Source organism: Pseudoalteromonas sp. SWN29, assembly GCF_015864465.1.
In the GTDB taxonomy this organism is placed as follows: Bacteria; Pseudomonadota; Gammaproteobacteria; order Enterobacterales; family Alteromonadaceae; genus Pseudoalteromonas.
Genome location: NZ_JADYXE010000060.1, coordinates 1 through 24214, shown reverse-complemented (window position 1 = coordinate 24214; position 24214 = coordinate 1). Strand labels below are relative to the sequence as shown.

21 protein-coding genes and 1 tRNA gene are annotated in these 24214 nt (G+C 38.0%); 10 read left to right on the top strand and 12 right to left on the bottom strand.

Going from position 1 to position 24214, the window contains the following annotated elements; translation table 11 throughout:
- Positions 1-111 precede the first annotated feature (111 nt).
- Entirely contained in the window at positions 112-303 is a 192-nt protein-coding gene (locus I6F53_RS17985; RefSeq protein WP_007378921.1) for a hypothetical protein, read from the bottom strand.
- A 58-nt stretch (positions 304-361) separates the two neighbouring features.
- Complete coding sequence (locus I6F53_RS17980) at positions 362-535, bottom strand: DUF1328 domain-containing protein (RefSeq protein ID WP_002961939.1); 174 nt, start codon at positions 533-535, stop codon at positions 362-364.
- 519 nt (positions 536-1054) lie between these two features.
- On the opposite strand from I6F53_RS17980, the gene I6F53_RS17975 reads away from it, so the two are divergent.
- The 5 genes from I6F53_RS17975 (at position 1055) to I6F53_RS17955 (ending at position 5538) form a co-directional block, all read left to right on the top strand.
- Positions 1055-1297 carry an OadG family protein gene (locus I6F53_RS17975; protein WP_007583814.1) on the top strand — a complete coding sequence of 81 codons (243 nt, stop codon included), beginning with the start codon at positions 1055-1057 and terminating at the stop codon, positions 1295-1297.
- Positions 1298-1308: 11 nt separating this feature from the next.
- Positions 1309-3090, top strand: a complete 1782-nt coding sequence (gene oadA / locus I6F53_RS17970) for a sodium-extruding oxaloacetate decarboxylase subunit alpha (protein ID WP_166376510.1) — start codon at positions 1309-1311, stop codon at positions 3088-3090.
- Between the two features lie 13 nt (positions 3091-3103).
- Positions 3104-4234 (top strand): sodium ion-translocating decarboxylase subunit beta, encoded by a 1131-nt coding sequence (locus tag I6F53_RS17965; RefSeq protein WP_076925246.1) that lies wholly within the window; start codon positions 3104-3106, stop codon positions 4232-4234.
- A gap of 142 nt (positions 4235-4376) precedes the next feature.
- Positions 4377-5348: an aldo/keto reductase gene (locus I6F53_RS17960; RefSeq protein ID WP_024589692.1), complete on the top strand. Its 972-nt coding sequence runs from the start codon at positions 4377-4379 to the stop codon at positions 5346-5348.
- Positions 5349-5361: 13 nt separating this feature from the next.
- Positions 5362-5538, top strand: coding sequence for a hypothetical protein (locus tag I6F53_RS17955; protein ID WP_007583822.1), 177 nt, complete (start codon positions 5362-5364; stop codon positions 5536-5538).
- Positions 5539-5620: 82 nt separating this feature from the next.
- Here I6F53_RS17955 and I6F53_RS17950 read toward each other — a convergent pair whose 3' ends face one another.
- Positions 5621-6934 carry a peptidoglycan DD-metalloendopeptidase family protein gene (locus I6F53_RS17950; protein WP_007585425.1) on the bottom strand — a complete coding sequence of 438 codons (1314 nt, stop codon included), beginning with the start codon at positions 6932-6934 and terminating at the stop codon, positions 5621-5623.
- Positions 6935-7256: 322 nt separating this feature from the next.
- Here I6F53_RS17950 and tyrS point away from each other — a divergent pair, with 322 nt between their 5' ends.
- Complete coding sequence (gene tyrS, locus I6F53_RS17945; RefSeq protein WP_197240605.1) at positions 7257-8456, top strand: tyrosine--tRNA ligase; 1200 nt, start codon at positions 7257-7259, stop codon at positions 8454-8456.
- Between the two features lie 96 nt (positions 8457-8552).
- On the opposite strand, the gene I6F53_RS17940 is transcribed toward tyrS, so the two are convergent.
- The 4 genes from I6F53_RS17940 to folE2 all read right to left on the bottom strand — a co-directional run bounded on the left by I6F53_RS17940 (position 8553) and on the right by folE2 (position 11961).
- A complete protein-coding gene (locus I6F53_RS17940) occupies positions 8553-9497 on the bottom strand; it encodes a cobalamin biosynthesis protein CobD/CbiB (RefSeq protein ID WP_197240603.1) in 945 nt (314 codons plus the stop codon).
- On the bottom strand, positions 9498-10205 hold the full coding sequence (gene mtnN, locus I6F53_RS17935) for a 5'-methylthioadenosine/S-adenosylhomocysteine nucleosidase (RefSeq protein WP_024589694.1): 708 nt from the start codon (positions 10203-10205) through the stop codon (positions 9498-9500).
- A gap of 122 nt (positions 10206-10327) precedes the next feature.
- Entirely contained in the window at positions 10328-10924 is a 597-nt protein-coding gene (locus I6F53_RS17930; RefSeq protein WP_166376512.1) for a DUF2726 domain-containing protein, read from the bottom strand.
- A 116-nt stretch (positions 10925-11040) separates the two neighbouring features.
- Positions 11041-11961 (bottom strand): GTP cyclohydrolase FolE2, encoded by a 921-nt coding sequence (gene folE2, locus I6F53_RS17925; RefSeq protein ID WP_166376513.1) that lies wholly within the window; start codon positions 11959-11961, stop codon positions 11041-11043.
- Positions 11962-12193: 232 nt separating this feature from the next.
- On the opposite strand from folE2, the gene arcB reads away from it, so the two are divergent.
- Positions 12194-14512, top strand: a complete 2319-nt coding sequence (gene arcB, locus I6F53_RS17920; RefSeq protein ID WP_197240602.1) for an aerobic respiration two-component sensor histidine kinase ArcB — start codon at positions 12194-12196, stop codon at positions 14510-14512.
- 16 nt (positions 14513-14528) lie between these two features.
- On the opposite strand, the gene arcA is transcribed toward arcB, so the two are convergent.
- The 4 genes from arcA to trmB form a co-directional block, all read right to left on the bottom strand.
- On the bottom strand, positions 14529-15245 hold the full coding sequence (gene arcA / locus I6F53_RS17915; RefSeq protein WP_002962549.1) for a two-component system response regulator ArcA: 717 nt from the start codon (positions 15243-15245) through the stop codon (positions 14529-14531).
- Positions 15246-15729: 484 nt separating this feature from the next.
- Entirely contained in the window at positions 15730-17334 is a 1605-nt protein-coding gene (locus tag I6F53_RS17910; protein WP_197240600.1) for a sensor histidine kinase, read from the bottom strand.
- Positions 17335-17485: 151 nt separating this feature from the next.
- A complete protein-coding gene (locus I6F53_RS17905) occupies positions 17486-18511 on the bottom strand; it encodes a methyltransferase (RefSeq protein WP_197240598.1) in 1026 nt (341 codons plus the stop codon).
- A 66-nt stretch (positions 18512-18577) separates the two neighbouring features.
- A complete protein-coding gene (trmB, locus tag I6F53_RS17900) occupies positions 18578-19303 on the bottom strand; it encodes a tRNA (guanosine(46)-N7)-methyltransferase TrmB (RefSeq protein WP_197240596.1) in 726 nt (241 codons plus the stop codon).
- 161 nt (positions 19304-19464) lie between these two features.
- Here trmB and mutY point away from each other — a divergent pair, with 161 nt between their 5' ends.
- Together mutY and I6F53_RS17890 are read left to right on the top strand one after the other, a co-directional pair.
- Positions 19465-20526: an A/G-specific adenine glycosylase gene (gene mutY, locus I6F53_RS17895; protein WP_166419312.1), complete on the top strand. Its 1062-nt coding sequence runs from the start codon at positions 19465-19467 to the stop codon at positions 20524-20526.
- Between the two features lie 35 nt (positions 20527-20561).
- On the top strand, positions 20562-20834 hold the full coding sequence (locus I6F53_RS17890) for an oxidative damage protection protein (RefSeq protein WP_166419311.1): 273 nt from the start codon (positions 20562-20564) through the stop codon (positions 20832-20834).
- Between the two features lie 58 nt (positions 20835-20892).
- Here the strand turns inward: I6F53_RS17890 and I6F53_RS17885 are convergent, their stop codons facing one another.
- Positions 20893-23676 (bottom strand): hybrid sensor histidine kinase/response regulator, encoded by a 2784-nt coding sequence (locus I6F53_RS17885; RefSeq protein ID WP_197240595.1) that lies wholly within the window; start codon positions 23674-23676, stop codon positions 20893-20895.
- Between the two features lie 339 nt (positions 23677-24015).
- On the opposite strand from I6F53_RS17885, the gene I6F53_RS17880 reads away from it, so the two are divergent.
- Positions 24016-24091, top strand: a tRNA-Phe gene (locus tag I6F53_RS17880).
- The last annotated feature ends 123 nt before the right edge of the window (positions 24092-24214 follow it).

The window sequence follows — 24214 nt, the reverse complement described above, 5'->3', positions numbered from 1 at the left end:
CAAAAGATGATAAGGGTATTGTGAAGCAACCAAAAGATCGGTCAACCGATCAAAAATACCTTAACTGATCGGTGTTAGCCCTAAGGCCGTTTTTTAGCGATACAAGAAGAATTAACAGTTAGTTTCTTCAGCGTTCACGCCTTCTTTAACATTTTCACATGCATCTTCTACTTTGTTTTGAACGTCAGTTACTGCTTCGTCAATACGTTCGCCTGCGTCTTCTGCGTGATTGTCTTCACAACCCATGATGAAGAAACTTGCGAATAGACCGATTAGTGCTGCTTTTACAGTTGTTGAATTCATAATGTAATTCCTTGTAAGTATTAATTAAATTTTAGTGTTTGTTAGTTGAATGCTTTATCTACCTGGGTGATTTACCACGTAGTGCACCTGAAACTAATGAGATCACTAAAAGTACTAAAAATATAAAAAATATAATTTTTGCTATACCAGCTGCGGCACCTGCGATGCCACCAAAACCTAACACTGCAGCGATTAAAGCAATAACTAAAAATGTAATTGTCCAGCGTAACATTGTTTTCTCCTTGGTTATCAAATTTGCTCATAACAACTAATGCCAGTTATATGCCAAAGTTTATTTTTGTTTTATATCAGGTAGTTATGGTTTTTAACTGTGTTTTTAGTTATTAGTTAGTTAGTAATTTTTACGCTTTGTTATGTAAGTTATTCACACTGTTACAAGTTACTGGTAAATATTCACTAAAAATAATTTTTTTGGTAAGACCAATTAACAATTGATGTGTGTTTTTGTACTTATTATAAAATTTGGCGGTTATTTTTATTAAGTCGAATAGTTAATTAACAACTTCCATATAACTATTAGCTATAGTCGTTATTTTCTGTATGTATTGTAGGGCGCATGATTGCTGAGTTATGGCATGTAAATTTGTTGAGTGTTATGTTGTTTATAGTTTAATTGGTTTTACCAATTTACAAGATGTAGACAATGCGACTAGTTTTGTTATTATCCAGTGAATAAATATTTAATTAAATCGATTTTTTATTTTCGATATGGGTTTCAAGGGGGAGAAAAATGGATATAGGTGCTCTACTCACAACGGCTGGTAGCTTAATGCTGACTGGCATGGTTGGAGTGTTTGTATTTCTGTCGATATTAATTGGTGCAGTAACGCTTATGTCTAATTTGGTGACGCGCTATAGCGAACCAGAGGCATCACCAGCTAAATCACCGTCTTTTAAATCTCAAGGTGTGCCTAATGAGCACATCGCTGCTATTAGTGCTGCCATTGCTCAGTACAAATCAAATAATAAATAAGGGGCACACACATGGCTAAATTAAAATTAACAGAATTGGTATTACGCGATGCGCACCAATCATTGCTCGCAACACGTATGCGCTTAGACGATATGCTACCTATTGCTAGCAAGCTAGATGATGCAGGTTATTGGTCTATTGAATCGTGGGGCGGTGCTACATTTGATTCGTGTATTCGTTATTTAGGCGAAGATCCTTGGGAGCGTATTCGTGCGCTTAAAAAAGCGATGCCTAATACTAAACAGCAAATGCTATTACGCGGTCAAAACCTATTAGGCTACCGCCATTACGCTGATGATGTAGTTGAAAAGTTTGTAGAACGCGCACATAAAAATGGCGTTGACGTATTTCGTATTTTCGATGCAATGAACGATGTACGTAACCTAGAAACAGCGATTAAAGCGGCTATAAAGGTAGGCGCGCATGCTCAAGGTACTATTTCGTACACGGTAAGTCCTGTTCATACGCTTGATATGTGGCTGACTCTTGCTAAGCAATTAGAAGATTTAGGCTGTCACTCAATTTGTATTAAAGACATGGCGGGTTTATTAAAGCCGTACGACGCTGAAAAACTAATTAAAGCTCTTAAAGAAACCGTATCGGTTCCTATTGCTATGCAGTGCCACGCTACAACAGGTTTAAGTACTGCGACTTATCAAAAAGCGATTGATGCAGGCATTGATATGCTTGATACCGCTATTTCATCTATGAGTATGACTTACGGGCACACAGCAACTGAAACTATTGTATCGATAGTTGAAGGGACTGAGCGCGGTACTGACCTTGATTTAAACCATCTAGAAGAAATTGCTGCTTACTTTAGAGATGTACGTAAAAAATATGCGGCATTTGAAGGTAGCTTAAAAGGGGTTGATGGTCGTATTTTACTCGCTCAAGTACCTGGTGGCATGCTTACAAACATGGAAAACCAACTTAAAGAGCAAGGCGCGGCAGATAAGCTTAATGAAGTTTTGCTTGAGATCCCACGGGTACGTGAAGATCTTGGTTTTTTACCTTTAGTAACACCCACGTCGCAAATTGTAGGTACTCAAGCAGTACTTAACGTGCTAACCGGTGAGCGTTATAAAACAATTACTAAAGAAACTGCTGGCGTATTAAAAGGTGAATATGGCTTAACACCAGCACCAATGAATAAAGAGCTACAAGAGCGTGTGCTTGATGGAGCAGAGGTTATTACTTGTCGCCCTGCAGATAACATTGCACCAGAGCTTGCAACGCTTGAAGCTGAATTACTAAAAGAAGCGCAAGAGCAAGGTTTAACACTGGCTGATGAGCAAATTGATGACGTACTAACTTATGCATTATTTCCGCAGGTTGGTTTGAAATTTATTAAAAATCGTAATAACCCTGATGCATTTGAGCCTATTCCTACCGTTGAAGATAAGAGCAATAAGGCAGCACCAAAATCGGGATCAAATAATAACAGCGTTAAAGCTGAGCAATACAGCGTAAAAGTAGATGGTAAAGTTTACGACGTAGTAGTGGCGCAAGGTGGTGAGCTAAAAGAAGTAACATTAAAAGACTCTGAGCACATTCCTCAGTCTGCTTCAGTTGCATCAGGTGAAACACTTAATGCCCCTTTAGCCGGTAATATTTTTAAGATTAAGGTAAAAGCTGGGCAAGTTGTTAACGAAGGTGATGTAGTGATTATTATGGAAGCCATGAAAATGGAAACCGAAATACGCGCAATGCATACCGGAACTATTGCCGAAGTGTTGGTTGGTGAAGGCGATGCCGTAACTACCGGCGACGCTATGATTGCATTAGCTTAGGAGCAAATAGAGGATGGACGGTATTTTAAACCTCTGGAATGCGACCGGCATTGCTAACTTTACAATCCCATCGTTAATTATGATTGCGGTAGGGTGTTTATTACTGTTTTTAGCGATAGCTAAAGGCTTTGAACCACTATTATTATTACCAATTGGTTTTGGTGCAATTTTAACAAATGTACCAGTGGCAGGTTTGTCAGACCCAGGTGGGCTTTTGTATTACGTTTATTACGTGGGTATTGATACGGGGATTTTTCCGTTATTAATATTTATGGGAGTAGGGGCGCTGACCGACTTTAGCGCGCTTATTGCAAACCCACGTATGTTGTTATTAGGTGCGGCTGCACAGTTTGGTATTTTTGCTACACTGTTTGGCGCAATATTACTTAACTATGTGCCAGGCTTTGAGTTTACTTTACAGGATGCATCGGCTATTGCGATTATAGGTGGAGCAGATGGACCGACTGCAATATTTTTAGCGTCAAAACTGGCACCTGATTTACTTGGTGCAATAGCGGTAGCCGCATACTCATACATGGCACTTGTGCCAATTATTCAGCCGCCAATTATGCGTGCGTTAACAACCCCAGAAGAACGTAAAATTAAGATGCCAGAGCTTCGCAAAGTATCTAAAAAGGAAAAGATTATTTTTCCTCTTATGGTGCTTAGTTTAACGGCTATGTTTTTACCGGCTGCTATACCGCTTGTAGGTATGTTTTGTTTAGGTAACTTAATGCGAGAGTCGGGTGTTGTTGATAGATTAAGTAACAGTGCTCAAAACGAAATCATCAATGTTACAACTATATTTTTAGGTTTAGCTGTAGGTTCAAAGCTTGCTGCAGATAAGTTTTTAACTGTTGAGACGATTGGTATTTTAGTGCTTGGCGCACTGGCTTTTGCAATTGGTACGGCATCTGGCGTATTTATGGCAAAAGGACTTAACCGCATATCTAAAACACCTATAAACCCATTAATTGGAGCGGCAGGTGTATCGGCTGTGCCAATGGCGGCACGAGTAGTTAATAAAGTTGGCCTTGAAAGTAACCCACATAACTTTTTACTTATGCACGCTATGGGTCCAAACGTAGCGGGTGTACTGGGTAGTGCAGTTGCTGCGGGTATTTTATTAGCACTTGTTGGCTAATAATTAACGTGGTAGTTAATAAATGATTTAGCGCAGTTTACTGCGCTTTTTTTTGTTCTTAATTTGTTCACCGCTAAATAGTTTCTTGTTCAGCGCTTTTTGTTTACAGTAACAGCTCTTCAAAATTTTAAGGATAGTTATCATGCTTCACACACCTTTAGCAAAGCACTTACCTCATGTTAGTAAACTTGTATTCGGATGCATGGGTCTGGGCGGCGGTTGGAATAAAGACGCAATCACTGATGCACATGTTAAGCAAACTCATGAATGCATAGATAGCGCTATTGAAGGTGGCATTAACTTTTTTGACCATGCTGATATTTATACTTTTGGTAAAGCGGAGCAGGTTTTTGGTAAAGCATTAAGCGAGCGACCAGAGCTTAGAGAGCACATGTATATTCAATCTAAGTGTGGGATTCGTTTTGAAGATGACTTAGGGCCAAAGCGCTATGATTTTTCATCAAAGTGGATTGAGCAATCAGTTGAAGCATCCTTGAAGCGATTAAATACAGACTATTTAGACGTACTTATGCTACATCGTCCTGATCCACTCATGGAAGTTAACGAAATTGCTCGTATATTTAGTTGCTTAAAAGAAAGCGGTAAAGTGCGCAATTTTGCAGTATCGAATATGCAGCAACATCAAATGAATTTTTTACAGCATGCACTTGATATGCCGATTGTGGCTAATCAAATTGAGGCTAGTTTACAAAAGCATCAGTTTGTTGATGAAGGTGTATATGCCGGTAACAGTGACGGTAAGGATCTTAATTTTACGCCCGGTAGTATTGAGTACTGTCGCCATTTTGAAATTCAAATTCAAAGCTGGGGCAGTTTATGCCAAGGATTATACAGCGGTAGTGATTTATCAAACGCATCGCAGGCTGATATAAACACGAGTCTTTTAGTTAATAAGCTGGCTGCACTTTATGATACATCTGCTGAGGCTATTGTTATTGCATGGTTACTGCGCCATCCCGCATCTATTCAGCCTATTATTGGAACAACTAATGCCAAGCGTATTAAAGCCTCTTGTGATGCTGTAAACGTACAGCTAACTCGTGAGCATTGGTATGCACTTTATGTAAGCGCTAAAGGCCATGAGCTACCATAAGAAGGGCATTGATATGAATATATTCGTTATTTTAATTGGTTTGTTTGTCGCGTTAGCGATACTTATTCCATTGCTTGAAAAATATCAAAGTAAAATAGGGCTCAACGGTGCAACCAAATACAGTAAATATATTTGGCCATTAGTGATGGTGTCTTTAGTGATTCAGCTCATTTATGTATTAATGTATTAATGTATTAATGGTTTATAGCGTATACAAAAAAGCCTTTGCAGGCTTAACCTGCAAAGGCTTTTTTAATGTTTATTAATAAACTTTATTTAAGTGCTAACTGTAGCTCGCGATTGCGCTCAAGTTGGGCAATAAAGTTATCTGCAATCGGTTTAAACTTAGCAAGTTCTGAGCGAGGTAGTGGCTCTGACTTAGGAAGTTTTACTGTTTTAGGATTACGGTGAACGCCATTTACTAAAAATTCATAGTGTAAATGCGCGCCAGTAACACGACCCGTAGAACCTACAGTACCAATTTGTTGGCCCTGTTTAACTTTTTGGCCCGTTTTAACTAGTTTCTTATTTAGGTGTAAGTACTTAGTTACATATTGTGTGCCATGGCTAATAAATACGTAGTTACCGTTGTACTTGCTGTAACCCGCTTTAACTACCTTACCGTTACCTGATGCAACCACCGGTGTGCCAGTGCGTGCCGCAAAGTCGATACCACGGTGCGCTCTAACTTGCCCAGTAACTGGGTGTAAGCGACGAGGATTAAAGCTCGAACTAATATACTTAAAGCTTACAGGTGCACGTAAAAATGCTTTTTTCATGCTACGCCCTTCAGGCGTATAAAAATTGCCGTCGGTATGGCGAATCGCTGCAAAGCGCTGACCTTGGTTTACAAATTCAGCTGCAATAATCTTACCTGTACCAATAAACTCGCCATCAACATAGTGAGACTCGTAAATTAAGCCAAATACATCGCCTTTACGAATGTCGTTTGCAAAATCAACATCCCAACCAAATATGTCAGCAAAGTTCATTATTTGGCGTTCGCTCAAACCTGCTGCTATTGCTGAAGTCCAAAAGTTGTTAGATATTTCGCCGCCAGCGGTTTTGGTTAGCGTTTCAATTTCTTTACTATCAATAGCTGTATCGTAGTTACCTTCTTCATTTAAGGTAACAAATAAAGTATCGGTTTTTGAAATCACATAGCGCAGTTGAGCCAAAGAGCCATCTTCAGCTGTCGCAAAGCTAAGTATTTCACCAGGGTGAATTTTAGTTAGCTTGCGCGTTTCTGCGTTAGTGTTAATTAGTTTATGGAGCGTTTGAGCTGAAAAACCAGCACGTTTGAAGATAATTGCTAAATTGTCGCCATTTTTAACTTTATGATCGACAAAGTCGTATTCTGGTAACTTTTCTGCTGCTTGCTCTGAATTTAACTCAGTTAATTTTTCGTTGTCATCAACTTTAACTTGTAACTCATAGCGCTTGCCTATCTCTAATGCATCTGCATTATTGTCTTTAGAAGCAGTCGCTTTTTCAGAAGGAAGAAATGCCAAGCCGGCAATAGCAGAAACTAAACCTAAAATAAGCAATTTGTGTTTTTTTGGGAGAGTGTTAACCACGTGAACCATAACGTGCCTTTTTCTGCTGTCAAGATAATAAATACATAATATTGCAGGATATACTTAATAATGTACGAATACTAGTGCTTTGTAGATTTAAACTAACCTTAAACTACGCTAAAATCAGGGTTAGGAAGCCTTTTTTAACGTCCTATCTAACTAAGACTCAATTCATTTTGTTTAGTTGCATTAATAACTTAAAAAGTTATTTTAATTAGGTAGAAATTTGTTATGTTAGCTACATATATATATTCGGTTTAAACCTATATTAAACCGTGATTACAAGTAACTAGTCCGCCCCTTCGTAGGCAGAATTTTGGAGTAATACAAAGTGGATTTACAAACCGCTCTAGCAGAGATAAAACGCGGTGCAGAAGAAATATTAATTGAAGACGAACTAGTTGAAAAACTAAAGTCGGGCAAAAAGCTAAAAATAAAAGCTGGCTTTGATCCTACAGCCCCTGATTTACATTTAGGGCACACTGTACTAATTAATAAAATGAAAACCTTTCAGGATTTAGGTCATGAGGTTATTTTCTTAATTGGTGACTTTACTGGCATGATTGGTGACCCAACAGGTAAAAACGTAACGCGTAAACCACTTACTCGCGAAGACGTACTAGCCAATGCCGAAACATATAAAGAACAAGTATTCAAAATTCTAGATCCTGCTAAAACCACTGTTGCATTTAACTCTACTTGGATGGAAAAGTTAGGCGCTGCAGGCATGATTAAACTTGCTGCTAACCAAACAGTAGCGCGCATGCTTGAACGTGATGACTTTAAAAAGCGTTACGGAAGCGGTCAACCAATTGCAATTCACGAGTTTTTATATCCACTGGTACAAGGTTGGGATTCGGTTGCACTAGAGTCAGATGTTGAACTAGGTGGTACTGATCAGCGCTTTAACTTGCTAATGGGTCGTGAGCTACAAAAAGTTGAAGGCCAAAAGCCGCAAACAGTATTAATGATGCCATTACTTGAAGGGACTGACGGCGTTCAAAAAATGTCTAAGTCGCTTGGTAACTACATTGGTATTACTGATGCGCCTAACGATATGTTTGGTAAAATAATGTCAATTAGTGACGTATTAATGTGGCGCTACTATGACTTACTAAGCGCACTTTCTATTGAAGAGATTGCAGCTCAAAAAGATCGTGTTGAGCAAGGTACTAATCCGCGCGATATTAAAATTGAACTAGCTAAAGAGTTAATTGCTCGTTTTCATAGTGAAGCTGATGCACAAGGTGCACATGATGATTTTATTCAGCGTTTTCAGAAAAAAGCGCTACCAGATGAAATCCCAGAGCTAACAGTCACTATTGCAGAAGATACTATTTTAATTGCTAACTTACTTAAAGAAGCAAATTTAGTAGTTAGTACGTCAGAAGCAATGCGTATGATTAAGCAAGGTGCAGTTAAACTTAACGGTGAAGATAAAATCACTGACACCAAACTTGAAATAGCAAAAGGCACAACAGCTATTTACCAAGTAGGTAAACGTAAGTTTGCAAACATCACTGTAGCTTAAACGCAGTTTAAAAACTAAAAAACCAGCCTCGGCTGGTTTTTTTGTGCTTGTATTTTGGGGTCTGTAAATAGTTACGAGGTAGTCACTAAATAGTCACTAAATCACTTTTAATATTTCGATACTTATAATTACTAACAACCAAAATACACGCGCTTGATTTAATCTATTAATTATTACAGGTACATCCTCCGGTTTAGGTAGTCTATCAGTACCAATACGCATTTTATTAAAGCGAGTACCTAAATAAACTGCAGGCCCGCCCAGCTGCACGCCAAGTGATGCAGAGCATGTGCTTAGTAGCCAACCTGTGTTTGTTTGATAAAAATGTCTGCCGTAATACTTAATGTAGCGCATGCTTTGTTTGCTCGCTCTACTTGCTGCAATAGTTAAAGCCAGTAAGCGCATCGGTATATATTCAATAATAAACAAGAGTGTTTTAAGCGGTTTTAAAAAGTAGCTATTTGGGGATATGTCACTACGCCACGCTTGTTGTATTAAGGTAAGCAACCGATAGGCGAGGGCAGCGATAGGGCCAAATGCTAAAAATATAAATATAACTACGAAATAGTATCTAGCAGTGCGCAGTATTAAGCTTTCAATTAATGCTTTGATAATACCAGGAGATGAAAGCCTATTAACTTCACGGGCAAGCAGTGGTTTTAGTAATTCGCGTGCTGTCGATTTTTGATTTTGTTTAGTTAACTTTGCAATTCGGAGCGCTTTTTTATCAATACTCTTACTTTCTAAGCATAAGTATAAAATAAGACCTGCGAGTAATTCAGGGTAAAAAGCAAACTCAAGCAATAACACGACTATAATGAGAATAACACTTAAAATGAGCGTGCTTGCGAGTATAGCTGCTAAATATTGATAGCTTTTAGGTTCTTTGCGTTTGTATATGCGTTTGCCAATCGCACTAAAAACAGCATTCAATGCCGTATTAGGATGATACCAGCTAACAATGGGAATAAAGCGCTCAGCAAGGAGCGCTAGTACAAAGGCAATAAAGTCCAAGTGGTTTTGAACAATATTGCTAAGCATTTACAGAGACACTGCAGTTAGCTTTTCTAAAAGTGCGACAACCATTTTAGATGAGTTGATTGATGCAGTTTCTAGGTATTCTTCAAATGATTGTGGTGACTCTTTACCTGCAATATCAGACATTGAGCGAATTACAACAAACGGTGTATTAAGCGTAAAACACGTTTGTGCAATTGAAGCGCCTTCCATTTCAACGGCAAGCATTGTAGGAAAATCACTACGTGCTTTATCAATACGTACCGGGTCACACATAAATGTGTCACCAGTACAAATTAAGCCAACAAGTGTTTTAACATCACTGATTTGTTCGATTGTTTGTTGTGCTGCTTCAACTAATTTAGGGTGAGCTGTAAAGCCTGCTGGCATTTGTGGTACTTGGCCAATTTCGTAGCCGAAAGCAGTGACATCTACATCGTGATGACGTACTTCTGACGAAATTACTACATCGCCAACACTTAGAGAAGGATCGAATCCACCGGCAGAGCCTGTGTTAATCACGCAATCAGGTTTAAAGTTATCGATAAGTAACGTGGTTGCAATTGTTGATGCTACTTTACCAATACCAGATTGAACAAGTGTTACTGTGTTACCAGCTAGCTCGCCAGTATAGAAAGTGAAACCTGCTTTAGTTAAAATTTGTGGGTTTTGCATCGCTTCACGTAAAATTTTAACTTCTGGCTCCATTGCGCCAATAATACCAACATTCATAATGTTTTATTCCTGAGTTTGAATTACTTGATTATACGTGAAGTTAGCTATAAAAAACAAAAAAGCGAGCAGTTTTCACTGCTCGCTTTAAATACTTTTTAGGAAGGTATTTAATTCGGTTTTTAAATTTCAGCTAAAGCAGTTGTTTGTGCTTTGGCTTGAGAAGGTGAAAGTACCGCTGGCTTATGTGAGCGGTTACGAACAGGACGCTGCGTTTGTGCTGCTGCAGGCTTACCAAGTTTAAACATAATTGCATCGCGTACTTCAGAAGGGCGGTAGCCCGACTTAACTTTCATACGAATATGTGGAATGCCGGCAGACTCTAGTGCGCCATTTACAAACCAGTCACGTTGAGCTTTGTGGCCACCTTTATTGGCATTGTTAACTAGGTCAACGGCCGCAACAATAGTTAGTTTTTCTTTATCGATTAGCACGTAATCAAGCTGTTTATTTTTAGCTTTTGCTAAAGCAGCACGTTTAGATTTTACTGAAAGGCCTTGCTTACAGTCAATAACATCAACTAACTTAACGCGACTAACAATTTTATATTGATCGCCAACAGCACGCTCTAGAAGATTTAAAAAAGCCCCTTCAACCTGTGTAAACACAGTTTGCTTGCGGATAAAAGGGTACGGGTTTCCGCCATCGTCATTAAATTTTGACGCAACAACAGAGGCCCCGACAACTAATACTAGGATTAATAATAAAGCGAATTCCATACGGTAACTCCATAACAACAAATTGACACTGCTCAAACAAAGCAATTTACGTGCCTAAAAAGTGTGAGTTATAAAATAATTACCAACTGTTTATAAAAGCTAAAGCGATGCAGCTATTAAGCTTTGTATCCACCTTCAATACCTTTAACCGCAATAGCTACAGCATCGTGTGCATGGAGTGATTCATAATGGTTTATTTGCAGCCAGTAATCGCTGTAATTATCAGCTTCTAGCAAGGCTTTAATTTTGCGCGCTGCATCTTCACAAAACATTAGATTTTGGCCGTTTAGGCGGGCAAACTCTTGCTCGTCTTCACGTTTTACAGCCGCTTGTACAGGCGTTTTAAGTTCTGCTTCAAGAGTATTTATTAGAGTCACTACATCAAACTCTTGAATGTTGCTATCAAGCTTTACTTTTACGTTGGCAATAGAGCGCTGCGAGTGAGGTGTAGCAACTATGCCTTGTGTAGTGCCTAGCCATTCGTGCACATCTTTTTGGCTTAAGGTTTCTTGGTTAAACTTTTCGTTAAACGCGTTTTGTATAAGCTGGCGTGCAAGTGCTGCAGAGCAAGGGCATGTTGAAGAATAGGTAACATCTACGGTTAGCTCGTAGCTAATAATGTTATTTTCAATTGTACTGGTAAGTACAACTGGGTAGCTTTTCCAGCCCGCTTTACCACTTAATAGTGATTTACGGCGTAGCGGTAATTCAAATTTAAATTCAATTTGTGCTTTATCGCTCAGCCCTTCGTGGCTAGTTATAAAGGTATCGAGTGCTTGCGCTATTGTTTGCGGATTGACTTGCTGCTCAGTTGAAAGCAGGTCAAGTGCTAAAAATAGACGTGACATATGAATGCCTTTGGCATCTTCTTTATGCAAATTTACAAATGCACGAGCTTTGGCATTTACTGTAACTGGAGATAAGTCTAGTGACTCAAAAATAAATGGCAGTTCGATTTCGCCCATGCCAACCCAGTCTAATTTACCTGTTTGTAAAGCGGGTGCAGTGTCTGCTATATCTGGCATATTGGTTTGCATGTGCGCTACTCGTATTTTGGAGATAATAAAGCGGGGCATTTTACACTAAATAATTTATTGCTGAAATGATGAGTTTAGGAAATGAGCAAAATCAAACATGAAAATTTTTGTTTTTATCGCACAACATGGGTAGTGGTAGGAGAAAAGTGCTAAAATCTGGGAAAATGGTATGTTTATACATGCGCATTGCCTTCTTTATATTTAAGCACACAGCTAAGAGATAAAATTACGTATGACCGATTATTCTTTGAGCCCTTGGGCTCGGGTACTTTCCAGCTCAATAACGCGATTTGGTGAATTTAAAACCGCAGCTATTTGTTACACTTTATTTTTAACTGTATCTCTTATTTTATCGAGCATGTTTTATTATGTTGCGATAGGCGAATTACACCTTGTTGATATTTTGGCTGTGGTATTTTTTACCGCTGTGGTTTCTCCTTTAATTATAAGTGTATTACTTAATTCAATTCGTCAATTAGATGCCTCGTATGCTTATTTAGATAGTGCAACCAAACAGGAAAAACTCTTAAATCAAACCTTAAAAGATAATATTAGCCGTTTGAATATTGAAATTGATGAGCGAAAAATGGCATTTCATGCCAAGCATCGCGCTATCGAAGAGCTGCGCCGAGAAATTGCAGAGCGTAAAAAAACACAACAAGAACTTGCTCAACAAAGCATGCTGCAGCGCTCAATAGTTGATTCATCTCCTGATTTATTTTATTACCGCGATAACAATGGCGTATTTGCTGGTTGTAATAAAATGTTTGAAGAAGTAATGGGCAAATCAAGTAGTGAGCTAATTGGGAAAACGGTTGAGCAAATATTTCCTAGTCACTTTTTATCTGAGGTTTTAAAAACTGATAAGGAAGTAGAGCAAAGCCATAAAGCGCTGACTATCGATGTGGGTTATGAAGTAAATGGTGAAACACGTTGGTTTGAGCTGCGTAAATTACCTTTTATAAATGATGACGGTGACTACATTGGTTTACTGGGTTTTGGTCGTGATATTACTAGCCGTAAAGAAGCGGCTCAAGCACTTGAAACTGCCTACAAAGATAAAGGTAAGTTTATTGCTACGCTAAGCCACGAGCTGCGTACTCCGCTTAATGGTATTGTTGGTTTAACACGAATGCTGCTTGATACTGATTTAAACAAACAGCAGCGTAGTTGGGGTAATACTATTTTTTCGAGCGCTGAAACACTCGGTAATATTTTCAACGATATTATAGATTTAGATAAAATAGACAGAGACCAGCTCGATATAGCGACCAACTCTATTAATGTGTCAGACTTTATAAACGATGTTGTTAACTTTGCAGGCCTAATAGCAGAGCAAAAAGAACTTGAGTTTGATATTAAGCGCAATGGCATGCTTGATATTTATGCACAGCTCGATCCGACTCGATTACGCCAAGTTGTTTGGAACTTAATTAACAACGCCGTTAAGTTTACTCAGCAAGGTAAAGTAACACTCGAATGCAGCCGAGAAAATCGTGTAGAAGGCCCATGGTTAGTTATTAAAGTGTCGGATACCGGTCAAGGTATTCCACCAGAGCAGCTTGCGCATATATTTGATATGTATTACAAAGCGCCGGATTTAAAAGGTACTAATGCCATAGGCTCTGGTATTGGTTTAGCTGTAACTAAGGCACTTGTAAGTGCAATGAAAGGGATAATTACAGTAAATAGTACTGAAGGCGAAGGAAGTTGTTTTACAGTGCAAATACCGCTTAGTTTATGCGTAGCACCAACAGAGCAAAGTTATGTTGGCCGTGGTTTGTATATTCTATTAGTAGAAGATGTACCTCTTAACGCCGAAATTGCTACAAACTTATTAGAGCAACGCGGTCATGAAGTGTTATGGGCTGAAACGGGTGAAGATGCACTCTCGTTTGTTGAAACCGAAGATGACTTAGATTTAGTACTACTTGATATGCAATTGCCAGATATAAACGGTGACGTGGTTGCTAAACAAATACGCTCAGATAGCCACTTTGATAAACTCCCAATAGTTGCTTTAACAGCTAATGTACGCAGTGCTGAAAAAGAGCTTGAAGGTATTTCAATACAAGGTGCGTTGGCCAAGCCAATTAACACAGTGAAGCTTGATAAAATGCTGGCTGACTTATTTGGTATTAAGCAAAGTGAATGCACAGAGCCACAGTTAAAAGTGAGTGAAGAAGCGCTTGAGAGTATTGATGGACACTTATTAGATATTGAAACAATAGAAGACTTTGTAAATTCGATGGGCTTAGTTGTGTTTAGACGCAGTAGCCAGCTATTCGAAAAGCTAAGTCCGCAGTATCAGCAAGAGTTACTTACTTCATTAACTGCCGGTGATAGAGAAGAATATGAATCAGTAGCGCATAAGCTTAAAGGTGCGGCTGGATCAGTCGGCCTAAATGATGTGCAGCTTCATGCCAAAATAATGGAACATGGTGCGATTGATGAATCTGATGAAGTGTTAAAGCAGTGGTTAGATGTTCTAGCAGATAAAATAAATGAAGGACAAAAAGCCCTTCATTTATTTTTACAACAATTAGAGTAAAGCTAATTTACTCTAATTAAGCGTCAATTTTACCGATAAAGCGGTAACCTTCACCATGGATGGTGCTGATTAACTCAGACGTTGAGTTATCACTTTCAAAATGCTTACGAATGCGACGAATAGTAACGTCAACAGTACGGTCATTAGCACGAAGCTCACGGCCCGTCATATGCTTAATTAATTGCTCACGGCTGAAAATACGACCTGGAGAATCAAGCATTAAACGAAGTGCTCTGTACTCACCTTTTGGTAAGCGTTTAGCGTCGCCATTTGGAGAAGTAAGACAACGGCTGTTTTCATCAAGTTCCCAACCATTAAATGTAATAACACCATTTGTTTCTAGTGCAGACTCTTCACCGCCTAAAGCAGTACGAGTAATTAGGTTGCGAGCTCTAATAGTTAATTCACGCGGGTTGAATGGTTTAGTAACATAGTCATCTGCACCAATTTCAAGACCTAAAATACGGTCAACATCGTTGTCGCGACCGGTTAGGAATATAAGGCCTACTTTACGCTTTTGGCGTAATTCACGGGCTAAAATAAGACCGTTTTTACCAGGAAGGTTGATATCCATAACTACAAGATTAACGTCATCGTTATTTGTAAGCTTGTCATGCATATCATCGCCATCAATGGCTTCAATAACTTTGTACCCTTCAGCTTCAAATAAACTAACTAGGTTCAGTCGAGTTACGTCTTCATCTTCTACGATTAGAATGACTGGCGTTTGCATTATTAATTAACCTTTTGGAATATTTTATTTATAAAAAACCGGTGATGAACTTATAACCGATTACTAGAGATTATAGGATTATACCCATTTGTTAACAAGGAAAAAACAAATTGGATAAAAATAAAACAGCAGGGTGTCCAAAGTCTAATAAAAAGGGCCGTGCAAAAACTACTGTTTAATTGATATATACGTAGATGTAGTCATTTGAATCATAAAGTCGAAGGCATTTTCCTTTAATAATTAATATATCACTCAATTATTAAAGGTACTTAAAATAATCAGACTAATTCAAAGCTATATCACTTTTAACCTTTCATCAATGTATGTGATACAGCAAAGATAAAAAAGTTCATAAATCGCTTAGTAATATTTATTTAAGGTAATTAAATAATGTTACACGCTTATCACATGCCTCATTAATGAGGTCATTAAATGCTAATTCAAGGATAAATTTTAAAAATATGTACTTTTTGGTGATCTTTATTTAAGGAATCGTAATTATAAAGCGAGCACCGTGTTTTTCTTCAAGATCAAACATAATTCTTCCACCAAGTGCCTGTGTTACTAGGTTGTATACCAAGTGCATCCCTAAGCCGCTTGCGCCTTGTCCACGCTTTGAAGTTACAAAGGGGTCAAAAATTCTATTTTTAATGTTTTTATCAACGCCTTGGCCATTGTCAGAATAAACGATTGTTAATTTCTTCCCTACCAGCTCTACGTCAAAGCGAATTTCGTTGTTTTCTTTACCTATAAATCCATGAATTACAGAGTTCATAAGTAACTGTTGAAACACCTGTTGTAGAGGTTCTGACTTACTATGAATGATTAAGTCGTTCGGACAGTTAATAGTAACAATAGGCTTTTTAGGCAGTAAATCAGATTGAATTGATGTTAAAACGTCAGTTATTAATGTATGTACATTAATATAGGTATTAACACCGTCGTCTTGGATTACGGCTACTTTTTTAAAGTTGGATATAAGGTCTGCGGCGCGATTTAGATTACGATAGATTAAATCTAAGTTTTCTATGCCTTCATCTATAAAGCGTTTTAGGTGGCTTGAAGTCAGTTTTTTATCATTAAAGCTTTGTTGTATATCTGCTAATTTATCGCGAAGTAAGGTTGAGCCTGTAATCCCAAGCCCTATTGGTGTATTCACTTCATGTGCAACACCTGCCACCATTTGCCCTAAAGACGCCATTTTTTCGTTTTCAACAATTTGTGCTTGGTATTGATGCATTCGCTCAAGGGTTGATAAGAGTTCTTGATTTGCTTCTCTGAGAGCGATTGTTCTCTGGTTTACTTTTTCTTCAAGACTTTGGTTTAGCTGTTTTATTTCCTGTTTATCTTTTTCGTGGCGCTCAAGTTGCCTTTTTGTGCGTGCAAGCATGATATTTAAGCTATTTGAAAGAGCGGTTATTTCTTTTACATCAGTTACTGGCGCTCGCGCATCGTAGTTATGATTTTTAGATACATCTTGCAATAACATACTTAATTGTTCTATCGGTTTGGCTATTCGTCGTTGAATTTTTGCAGCAATAAAGTACACAACTATTAATATTAATAGAGTGAGTAATACATCAATAAATATTTTTTGTTCTATATATGCTTCTAAGCTCTCTAGGCTGCCACGCATATAAACATAGCCAATGAGTTTTTCATTATTATAAATAGGGCGAGTTAGCTCTATATATGAACTTGTAATACGTGGTGTGGCTAGCTCATCGACACTGTCTATTTTTAGTGGAACTGGAGGCGTTTTTTTTGCATTAAAGCTAATAAAAAAAGCAGGTTTTTGAGATGTTTTTTCTATTGAGTAAATATGTATGTTTTTTACAAGAGGAATATTTTCAAAGGACTTGAGGCGTTTCTCTTCTGTTTTTCTATCATCTTCAGCTACTGATTTACCCGCATCAAAAGCTACAATTTCAGAAAGTATAACGAGTTTATTAATAATTAATTGCTTTTGCTCTTTAACACTCAAGTACGTTGAAATAGAAATAGATAGCGATAAACAAATAGCTGTAATAAGCATAATTAAATTTATGAGTGCTTTACGAATGCTACTTTGATGAACTTTTTTAGGCATTATTTCATTATCGCCTGAATTAATTTTAATTATTTAGAATTTTAGTTTAGCAAAAAAGAAGGAAAGTGAAGGGCAAAAACTAAATTAATTCCTATATTTATACGAAAATAAGATTGAGCACGTTTGTGCTCAATCATTGTATAGAGTTAAATTAGCTACTATACACAGCAAATTTATTGTTCTTAAATACCGTTTGATAGCTTTCAAATTGCGTTTCTAAAATAGGCGGGTACTTTAAAAAGCTGTTAGCGACGATATTTAGCTTTCCAACTTTAGTTAAATGCTGTTTTGCATTTGCTAAAAATGTTTCTGCTACGGTGTAGTCGGTTGCAATGCCTGTATGAAAAGGTGGGTTGCTAATAATTAAATCAAATTTACCGGTGATACTTTTAAGGCCGTCGCTTAATATAGCTTCGCCTTTGATGTTGTTAAGCTTTAAAGTTTGCTCTGTTGCATAAGTTGCCAGTGCACTTACATCACTACACACAAACTCAAGAGATGAGTTGTGTAGCCCTAAAAATGTCGCGATTAAGCCAGCACCACAACCAAAGTCGAGAACCCTACCTTGCTTAATTGTTGGTGCGTTTTCGAGTAGAACTTTCGTTCCTATATCTAAACTACCGTGATTAAACACCCCAGGAATACTAATTGCTGTAAACTCGGTGTCGGCAACATTAACGACAAACTTTTTATGATAAGTCGTAATATCAAAGTGAGGGTGTTTAGAAATCTCAGCAAATGAGTAAAGAACGCAGTGCTTAGCTGAATCAATTTTGTTACTAAACTCTGCTTTACCAGCTAATTGCTTTTCAATTGATTTAACACCACTTTTGTTTTCACCTACCACTAATAGTTCGGCATCATCAGTAATAGCAGATCGAATATTATCAAGCGCCATTAGTAATTCTGGTTTTGATTTAGGATAGTAAAGAATAACTAAATCGTAGCCGTTACCAGGTATTGTGTGATTTACACAAATCTCAACGTCTTTGGTGTTTTTAGCAAACTCACCGTTAGCATGGTTGTAGCTAAATGCAGTTACCTTGCTTTGCGGGTTAAGTTTTTTAAGCTCTGTTAAAAAGCCATCTTGAACAAAGTTGACCACCAAGATAGATTTGCCCGTTAGTGCCTCGCTATTACGAAGTAACAGTAAACTTGGGTTGGTTAGTACGCTCATAAATGGCTTTGCCTTACAGTATGTTTAGTTTTATCAAAAATAAAAGTGAGTGCTTAAAGTTACAAATTACTCAGTACGTTCAAACATTAAATCCCACACGCCATGACCTAGGCGATGTCCGCGCTGCTCAAACTTAGTAAGCGGGCGCAAATCTGGACGTGGAACATAATCGTTCGTTTCTGATTGGTTTTTAAAACCAGGGGCTACGTTCATAACTTCGAGCATATGCTCTGCGTAGTTTTCCCAATCTGTTGCCATATGAAAAACGCCACCCATTTTAAGTTGGGTTCTTAGTTTTTCAACAAACTCAGTTTGTACAATACGGCGTTTATGATGACGCTTTTTATGCCAAGGATCAGGGAAAAACAACTGTAGTGTTGTTAAGCTTTCGTCAGGTATACAGTCTGCAAGTACTTCAATTGCATCGTGTTCAAAAATACGTAAGTTTGTAATGCCCGCTTCATCAGCGTCCATTAAACACGCGCCAACGCCTGGGCGGTGCACTTCAATACCAATAAAGTTTAGGTGTGGAGCATTTGTTGCCATTTCGACAAGCGATTTACCCATACCAAAACCAATTTCTACTACTACATCGTTGTTGTTGCCAAAAACTTCGCTTAAATCAAGCATCCCGTTTTTATGCTCTAGGCCCATTGTTGGCCAGCATTTTTCGATTGCAGCGGCTTGGCCTTTGGTTAATCGACCTTCGCGTTTTACAAAACTGCGAATGGTGCGGATGTATTTACCTTCTTGCTTAGCTTGCTCAAGGTTAGTGTTGCTTGATTCACTCATATTATTGGCCTGACAAAAACAATGTGTTTAAAAATGGTTGCATATTATCCCTGACGAAGCCGGCAATCACAAGTATTAGCTGGTTTTACACGCCCTATAGCTTGATCTTTTTATTAACTACAATAGACTGAGCCGCCATTGAGCATCAGTAAAAGTACAATATGTTGGATTTAAATAAAGAACAGTCTAATTCGTTTTCTAACCAAGTCGTTGATTGGTATCACCTTCATGGGCGTAAAACACTTCCATGGCAGTTGGGTAAAACACCTTATAAAGTGTGGGTGTCTGAGGTGATGCTCCAGCAAACTCAAGTTATTACTGTTATCCCATATTTTGAAAAATTTATGCAAAGCTTTCCAGATATTATTGCTTTAGCCGATGCTGATGAAGATTTAGTACTGCATCACTGGACTGGCTTAGGGTATTACGCTCGTGCGCGTAACTTACATAGAACAGCTAAAATAGTACGTGACAAGTACCAAGGTGAGTTTCCGCAAACACTTGATGAAGTAATGGACTTGCCGGGAATAGGGCGCTCTACCGCCGGAGCTGTTTTATCATTGTCGCTTGGGCAACATCATCCAATTTTAGATGGGAATGTTAAGCGAGTATTAGCGCGCTACTTTATGATTGAAGGTTGGTACGGCGTTAAAAAGGTAGAAAACCAACTTTGGCATCTATCAGAGCAATTAACGCCTAAAAATAACGTTACTGAATTTAATCAAGCGATGATGGATTTAGGTGCGAGTGTTTGCTCACGCAGTCGCTTTGATTGTAACGCTTGCCCATTAAATTCAGGTTGTGGTGCTTTTAATACAGGAAAAGTAAAAGAGTTCCCGCATTCAAAACCAAAAAAAGTAGTGCCTAAAAAAAGCTGTCACCAGTTAATTATACAGTGCGGCGATAAAGTGCTTATGGAGAAACGCCCTAATAGTGGTATTTGGGGTGGGTTGTTTGGCTTTTTTGAATTTAATGAATATAAAGAGCTTGAGGTGTTTTTAGCTCAGCAAGGGTTAGAAGTTGATTTGGAAGAACTTGAAGCATTTATTCATGTGTTTTCACACTTTGAGCTGACTATCAACCCGCATGTGCTCAATGTTAGTAAAATACCTGATGTAGTAAATGATAAACAATTGGTATGGTATCCGCTTGATCAATCAATAGAGGTTGGCCTAGCAGCACCAACTAAAAAGTTGGTTAAACAAATTACAGCAATAGTATAGAATAGCCCCATATTTAGCGTTAGAGAGAATCAATCATGGCACGTACAGTATTTTGTCAAAAGTTACAAAAAGAAGCCGAAGGCCTTGGCTTTCAGTTATACCCTGGTGAAATTGGTGAAAAGATTTTTAATAATATCTCTAAAGAAGCTTGGGGTCAGTGGCAACATAAGCAAACAATGCTTATTAACGAAAAACATTTGAATATGATGGATCCAGAGCATCGCACGTTTTTAGAAGAGCAGATGGTTGGTTTTTTGTTTGAAGACAAAGATGTAGAAATTGAAGGTTATCGACCGCCTGAAAAGTAATTTTTAGATATAAAAAAGGGCTGATTAGCCCTTTTTTTATGTCTAAAGCATAGCTATATTAATCTGCAAGTTCATCTTCTTGCTTTGCTTGGGCTGTTCTAACTTGTTCTTTTAAAAATTGAGCTGCCTTGGAGTATTCAATTTCTAACTTATCTCTTAAGTCTATTAATTCATCAGTTGTGAGATCACCTTCTTTACATTTATCTTCAAATGCACTTGAAAGATCGGCCACCGTTTGGGCACCAATGGTTTTGGAGATAGATTTTAATTGATGACAGCCTTCAATAATCTCACCTAAATCGTTAACCATTACCCCTGAGTTAATACTCTTAATTAAGCTTTGGCTTTGTTCTAAATACATTTTGAAAAAGCGGATTTGCTTAGCATCATCACCATTTATGTATTTAGCAACTGCTTCCATATCAATAGGTAGCGCAGTTGTTTGGTGAATAATCACATTTTGATTTTGGCTTTGCTTATCGCTCCAACGTTTTAGAGTGTCTTCTAACGCGTTTAGCTCTATGGGTTTGGTAATGAAGTCGTTAATACCTACCGCTAAACAACGTTCTTTTTCGCCTTTAAGCGCATTTGCTGTTACAGCAATAATGTAAGGCTGTGCATCAATAGACTCTAATAGCTCAGCTTCATTACGAATTTTTTCAACCATATCGTAACCCGACATTTTAGGCATGTGTAAGTCGGTTAAAATAAGTGAGTAATCACCTTTTCTCCACATATCTAAGCCTTCTTCACCGTTGTTAGCTATTTCAACGCCAAAGCCTAGTATATGCAGTTGATCGGTCAGCACTTGCTGGTTTAGGAGGTTATCTTCAACCAGTAAAATCAATTTATTTGATTTACGAGCCTGCTCAACATTTAAATAGTTATTAAGTGTTTTGGTTTTTTTAATTTGCTTAGGAGTATGCAGCCCAGCAGCCACCAAAATAGACAGCATAAAGTTAGATTTACATAGAGGAGAGGCATTAATATAAAAAATATTTTTATGATTTATAGCCGCTTCATCAAGCTTGCTTAGTACAACAACTTGTTGGTTATAATCTTCTAATGAATAAAATAAACGTCTTAGCAGCGCGTTTGTTTTATCCATATTGTCTATGCCATCAGCCACCCAAATAATATCTTGCGCATGCTGATATTCTTCAGCTTCTTCTTCAGTATGTACATAAGTGATTTTAGCGCCCATAAACGATAAGTAGCGGTACATTACTTTTTCACGTTCTAGATGATTACTAACTACAATAATCCTCTTACCATTTAATGCACCTTTGTGTGCGTACTTAATTTTTCCCGATGTACTAAATGGTAATTCAACAGTAAATTCACTGCCAATTCCTGTATGGCTAGTTACATGAATAGTCCCTAGCATAAGCTCAGTTAAGCTTTTACAAATAGAAAGACCTAAACCTGTCCCTCCGTATTCGCGGGTAATCGAATTTTCGGCTTGAATAAACGGATTAAATATTTCGCGTAGTTGCGCCTGCGACATGCCTTTACCGTTATCAGTTACGCAAAAGCGTAAAGTAAAGTGATCGGTCGTATTATGTACCACCTCTACTGATATTTTTACATGGCCTTGAGTTTTTTCATCGGTGCTCGTAAATTTAATTGCGTTGCTACATAGGTTATAAAGCACCTGACGTACACGTACGCTATCCCCGGTAAGATTTATAGGAATATCGGGTGCTATTGCTAGCTCTAAATCAAGCTCACGTTTTTTAGCAACAGAGGAAAGCACTCGGGCTACTTCTTCAATGGTATCGGTTACCGAAAATGGGATTGGGTCAATATTTAGCTTTCCAGCTTCAATTTTAGAAAAATCTAGAATATCATCCAAAATACTCAATAACGAAAATGCTGATTCACGAATAATCGTACTTAAACGATGCTGAGCGCCATCAAGTTCGGTCTGGCGCAGTAAATCAATAGTCCCTATAACGCCGTTCATTGGTGTTCTTATTTCATGACTCATTGTTGCTAGGAAGGTTGTTTTAGTTTCGCTTGCTCGCTCAGCTTTTAATGTGGCTTGCTCAAGCGCTAAAGTACGATTTTGTACTTCGCCTTCTAGACTATTTTGTAATTTATAAAGCTCTTTTTGTGCAGCTTCATTTTCACTCATTGCAGTTTGTACCTTTCGTAGCAATAAGTTGATGTGTTTTGCAACTACACCTAGGCCAATATCGAGTTGCTCGTCAACATTACTATTGTAATTGGCATCGTCGGTGATTGCCTGCAGCTCTTGCGTAAGGGTGTCAGTGCTTTTACGTAAGCGAGTATTAATGTACATATTAAACATTAAAGTAAGTATAAATAATGCAGCAACACACGCTATAGCAATTATATAAGCAATTACTTGAGAATCTTGAGTGCTTAAAGGTGTGGAAGGTAAATTTTGCTTAATGATAAGCTCGCCAATTGGCTCATCATTTAACAATAGTAGGTGGTGCATAATACCTTCTTCAACTAAGTGCTTTTCAGCTCTAACGGAGTCGATAGCAGGCTTACTGCTGCTATATACCAACTGAGTATCTGATGTAGCATTGAAGCGATATAAAGTATATTCAAAGTCATTATCTAATAAATGTGTTAAATCGAGTAACTGCTTTACTTTACCTTGACCGTACATAGTTAATGCATCAACCATAGGCAAATCTAATCTATCGGCGAGCGTTATTATATTAACCGGCGGTTTGGATTGAGCTGTGCTAACTTCGGTTTGCGCGTAGAATGAATGGGCAACAATAGCAAGTGCTGTTACAGCAATATTAATGATCAAAAAAAGAGGTAGTAAGCCTTTTACCGGTGAAGAGAATTTACTCTGCATTTAACGTTCCCTGGTTGCTATATTTAAATACAATAAGTCTTTATTGTATAATTGTTGTAATCGTAACATTTACGAAAAATAATTCACTACGTTTTTAGTCTGATTTAGTTATATTTATTCATAGTTATAGTCTGATTTGTGGTAAAAATGAACGTTATTAATGAAAAACGCACTGAGTTGCTTGAAAACCGTTCAAATAGTTATAAAGAATAAAAAAAAAGTTGACTTGTAAGGGCAAAACTCGTTTAATACGCCGCACGCCCAGATAGCTCAGTCGATAGAGCTGAGTGGGAATTGCATTGAAAACCCTCTAAGGTTTTTAATTAGCACTGTTAAAGTGCCTCGATAGCTCAGTCGGTAGAGCAGAGGATTGAAAATCCTCGTGTCCGTGGTTCGATTCCGCGTCGAGGCACCATTTATTAAAGTAGTGGTGTTTAATAAAAAGTTTAAACATTATTACGCGTGCCTTAGCACACAGTTTTGTGTGCCGACTTAGCTCAGCTGGTAGAGCAACTGACTTGTAATCAGTAGGTCAACC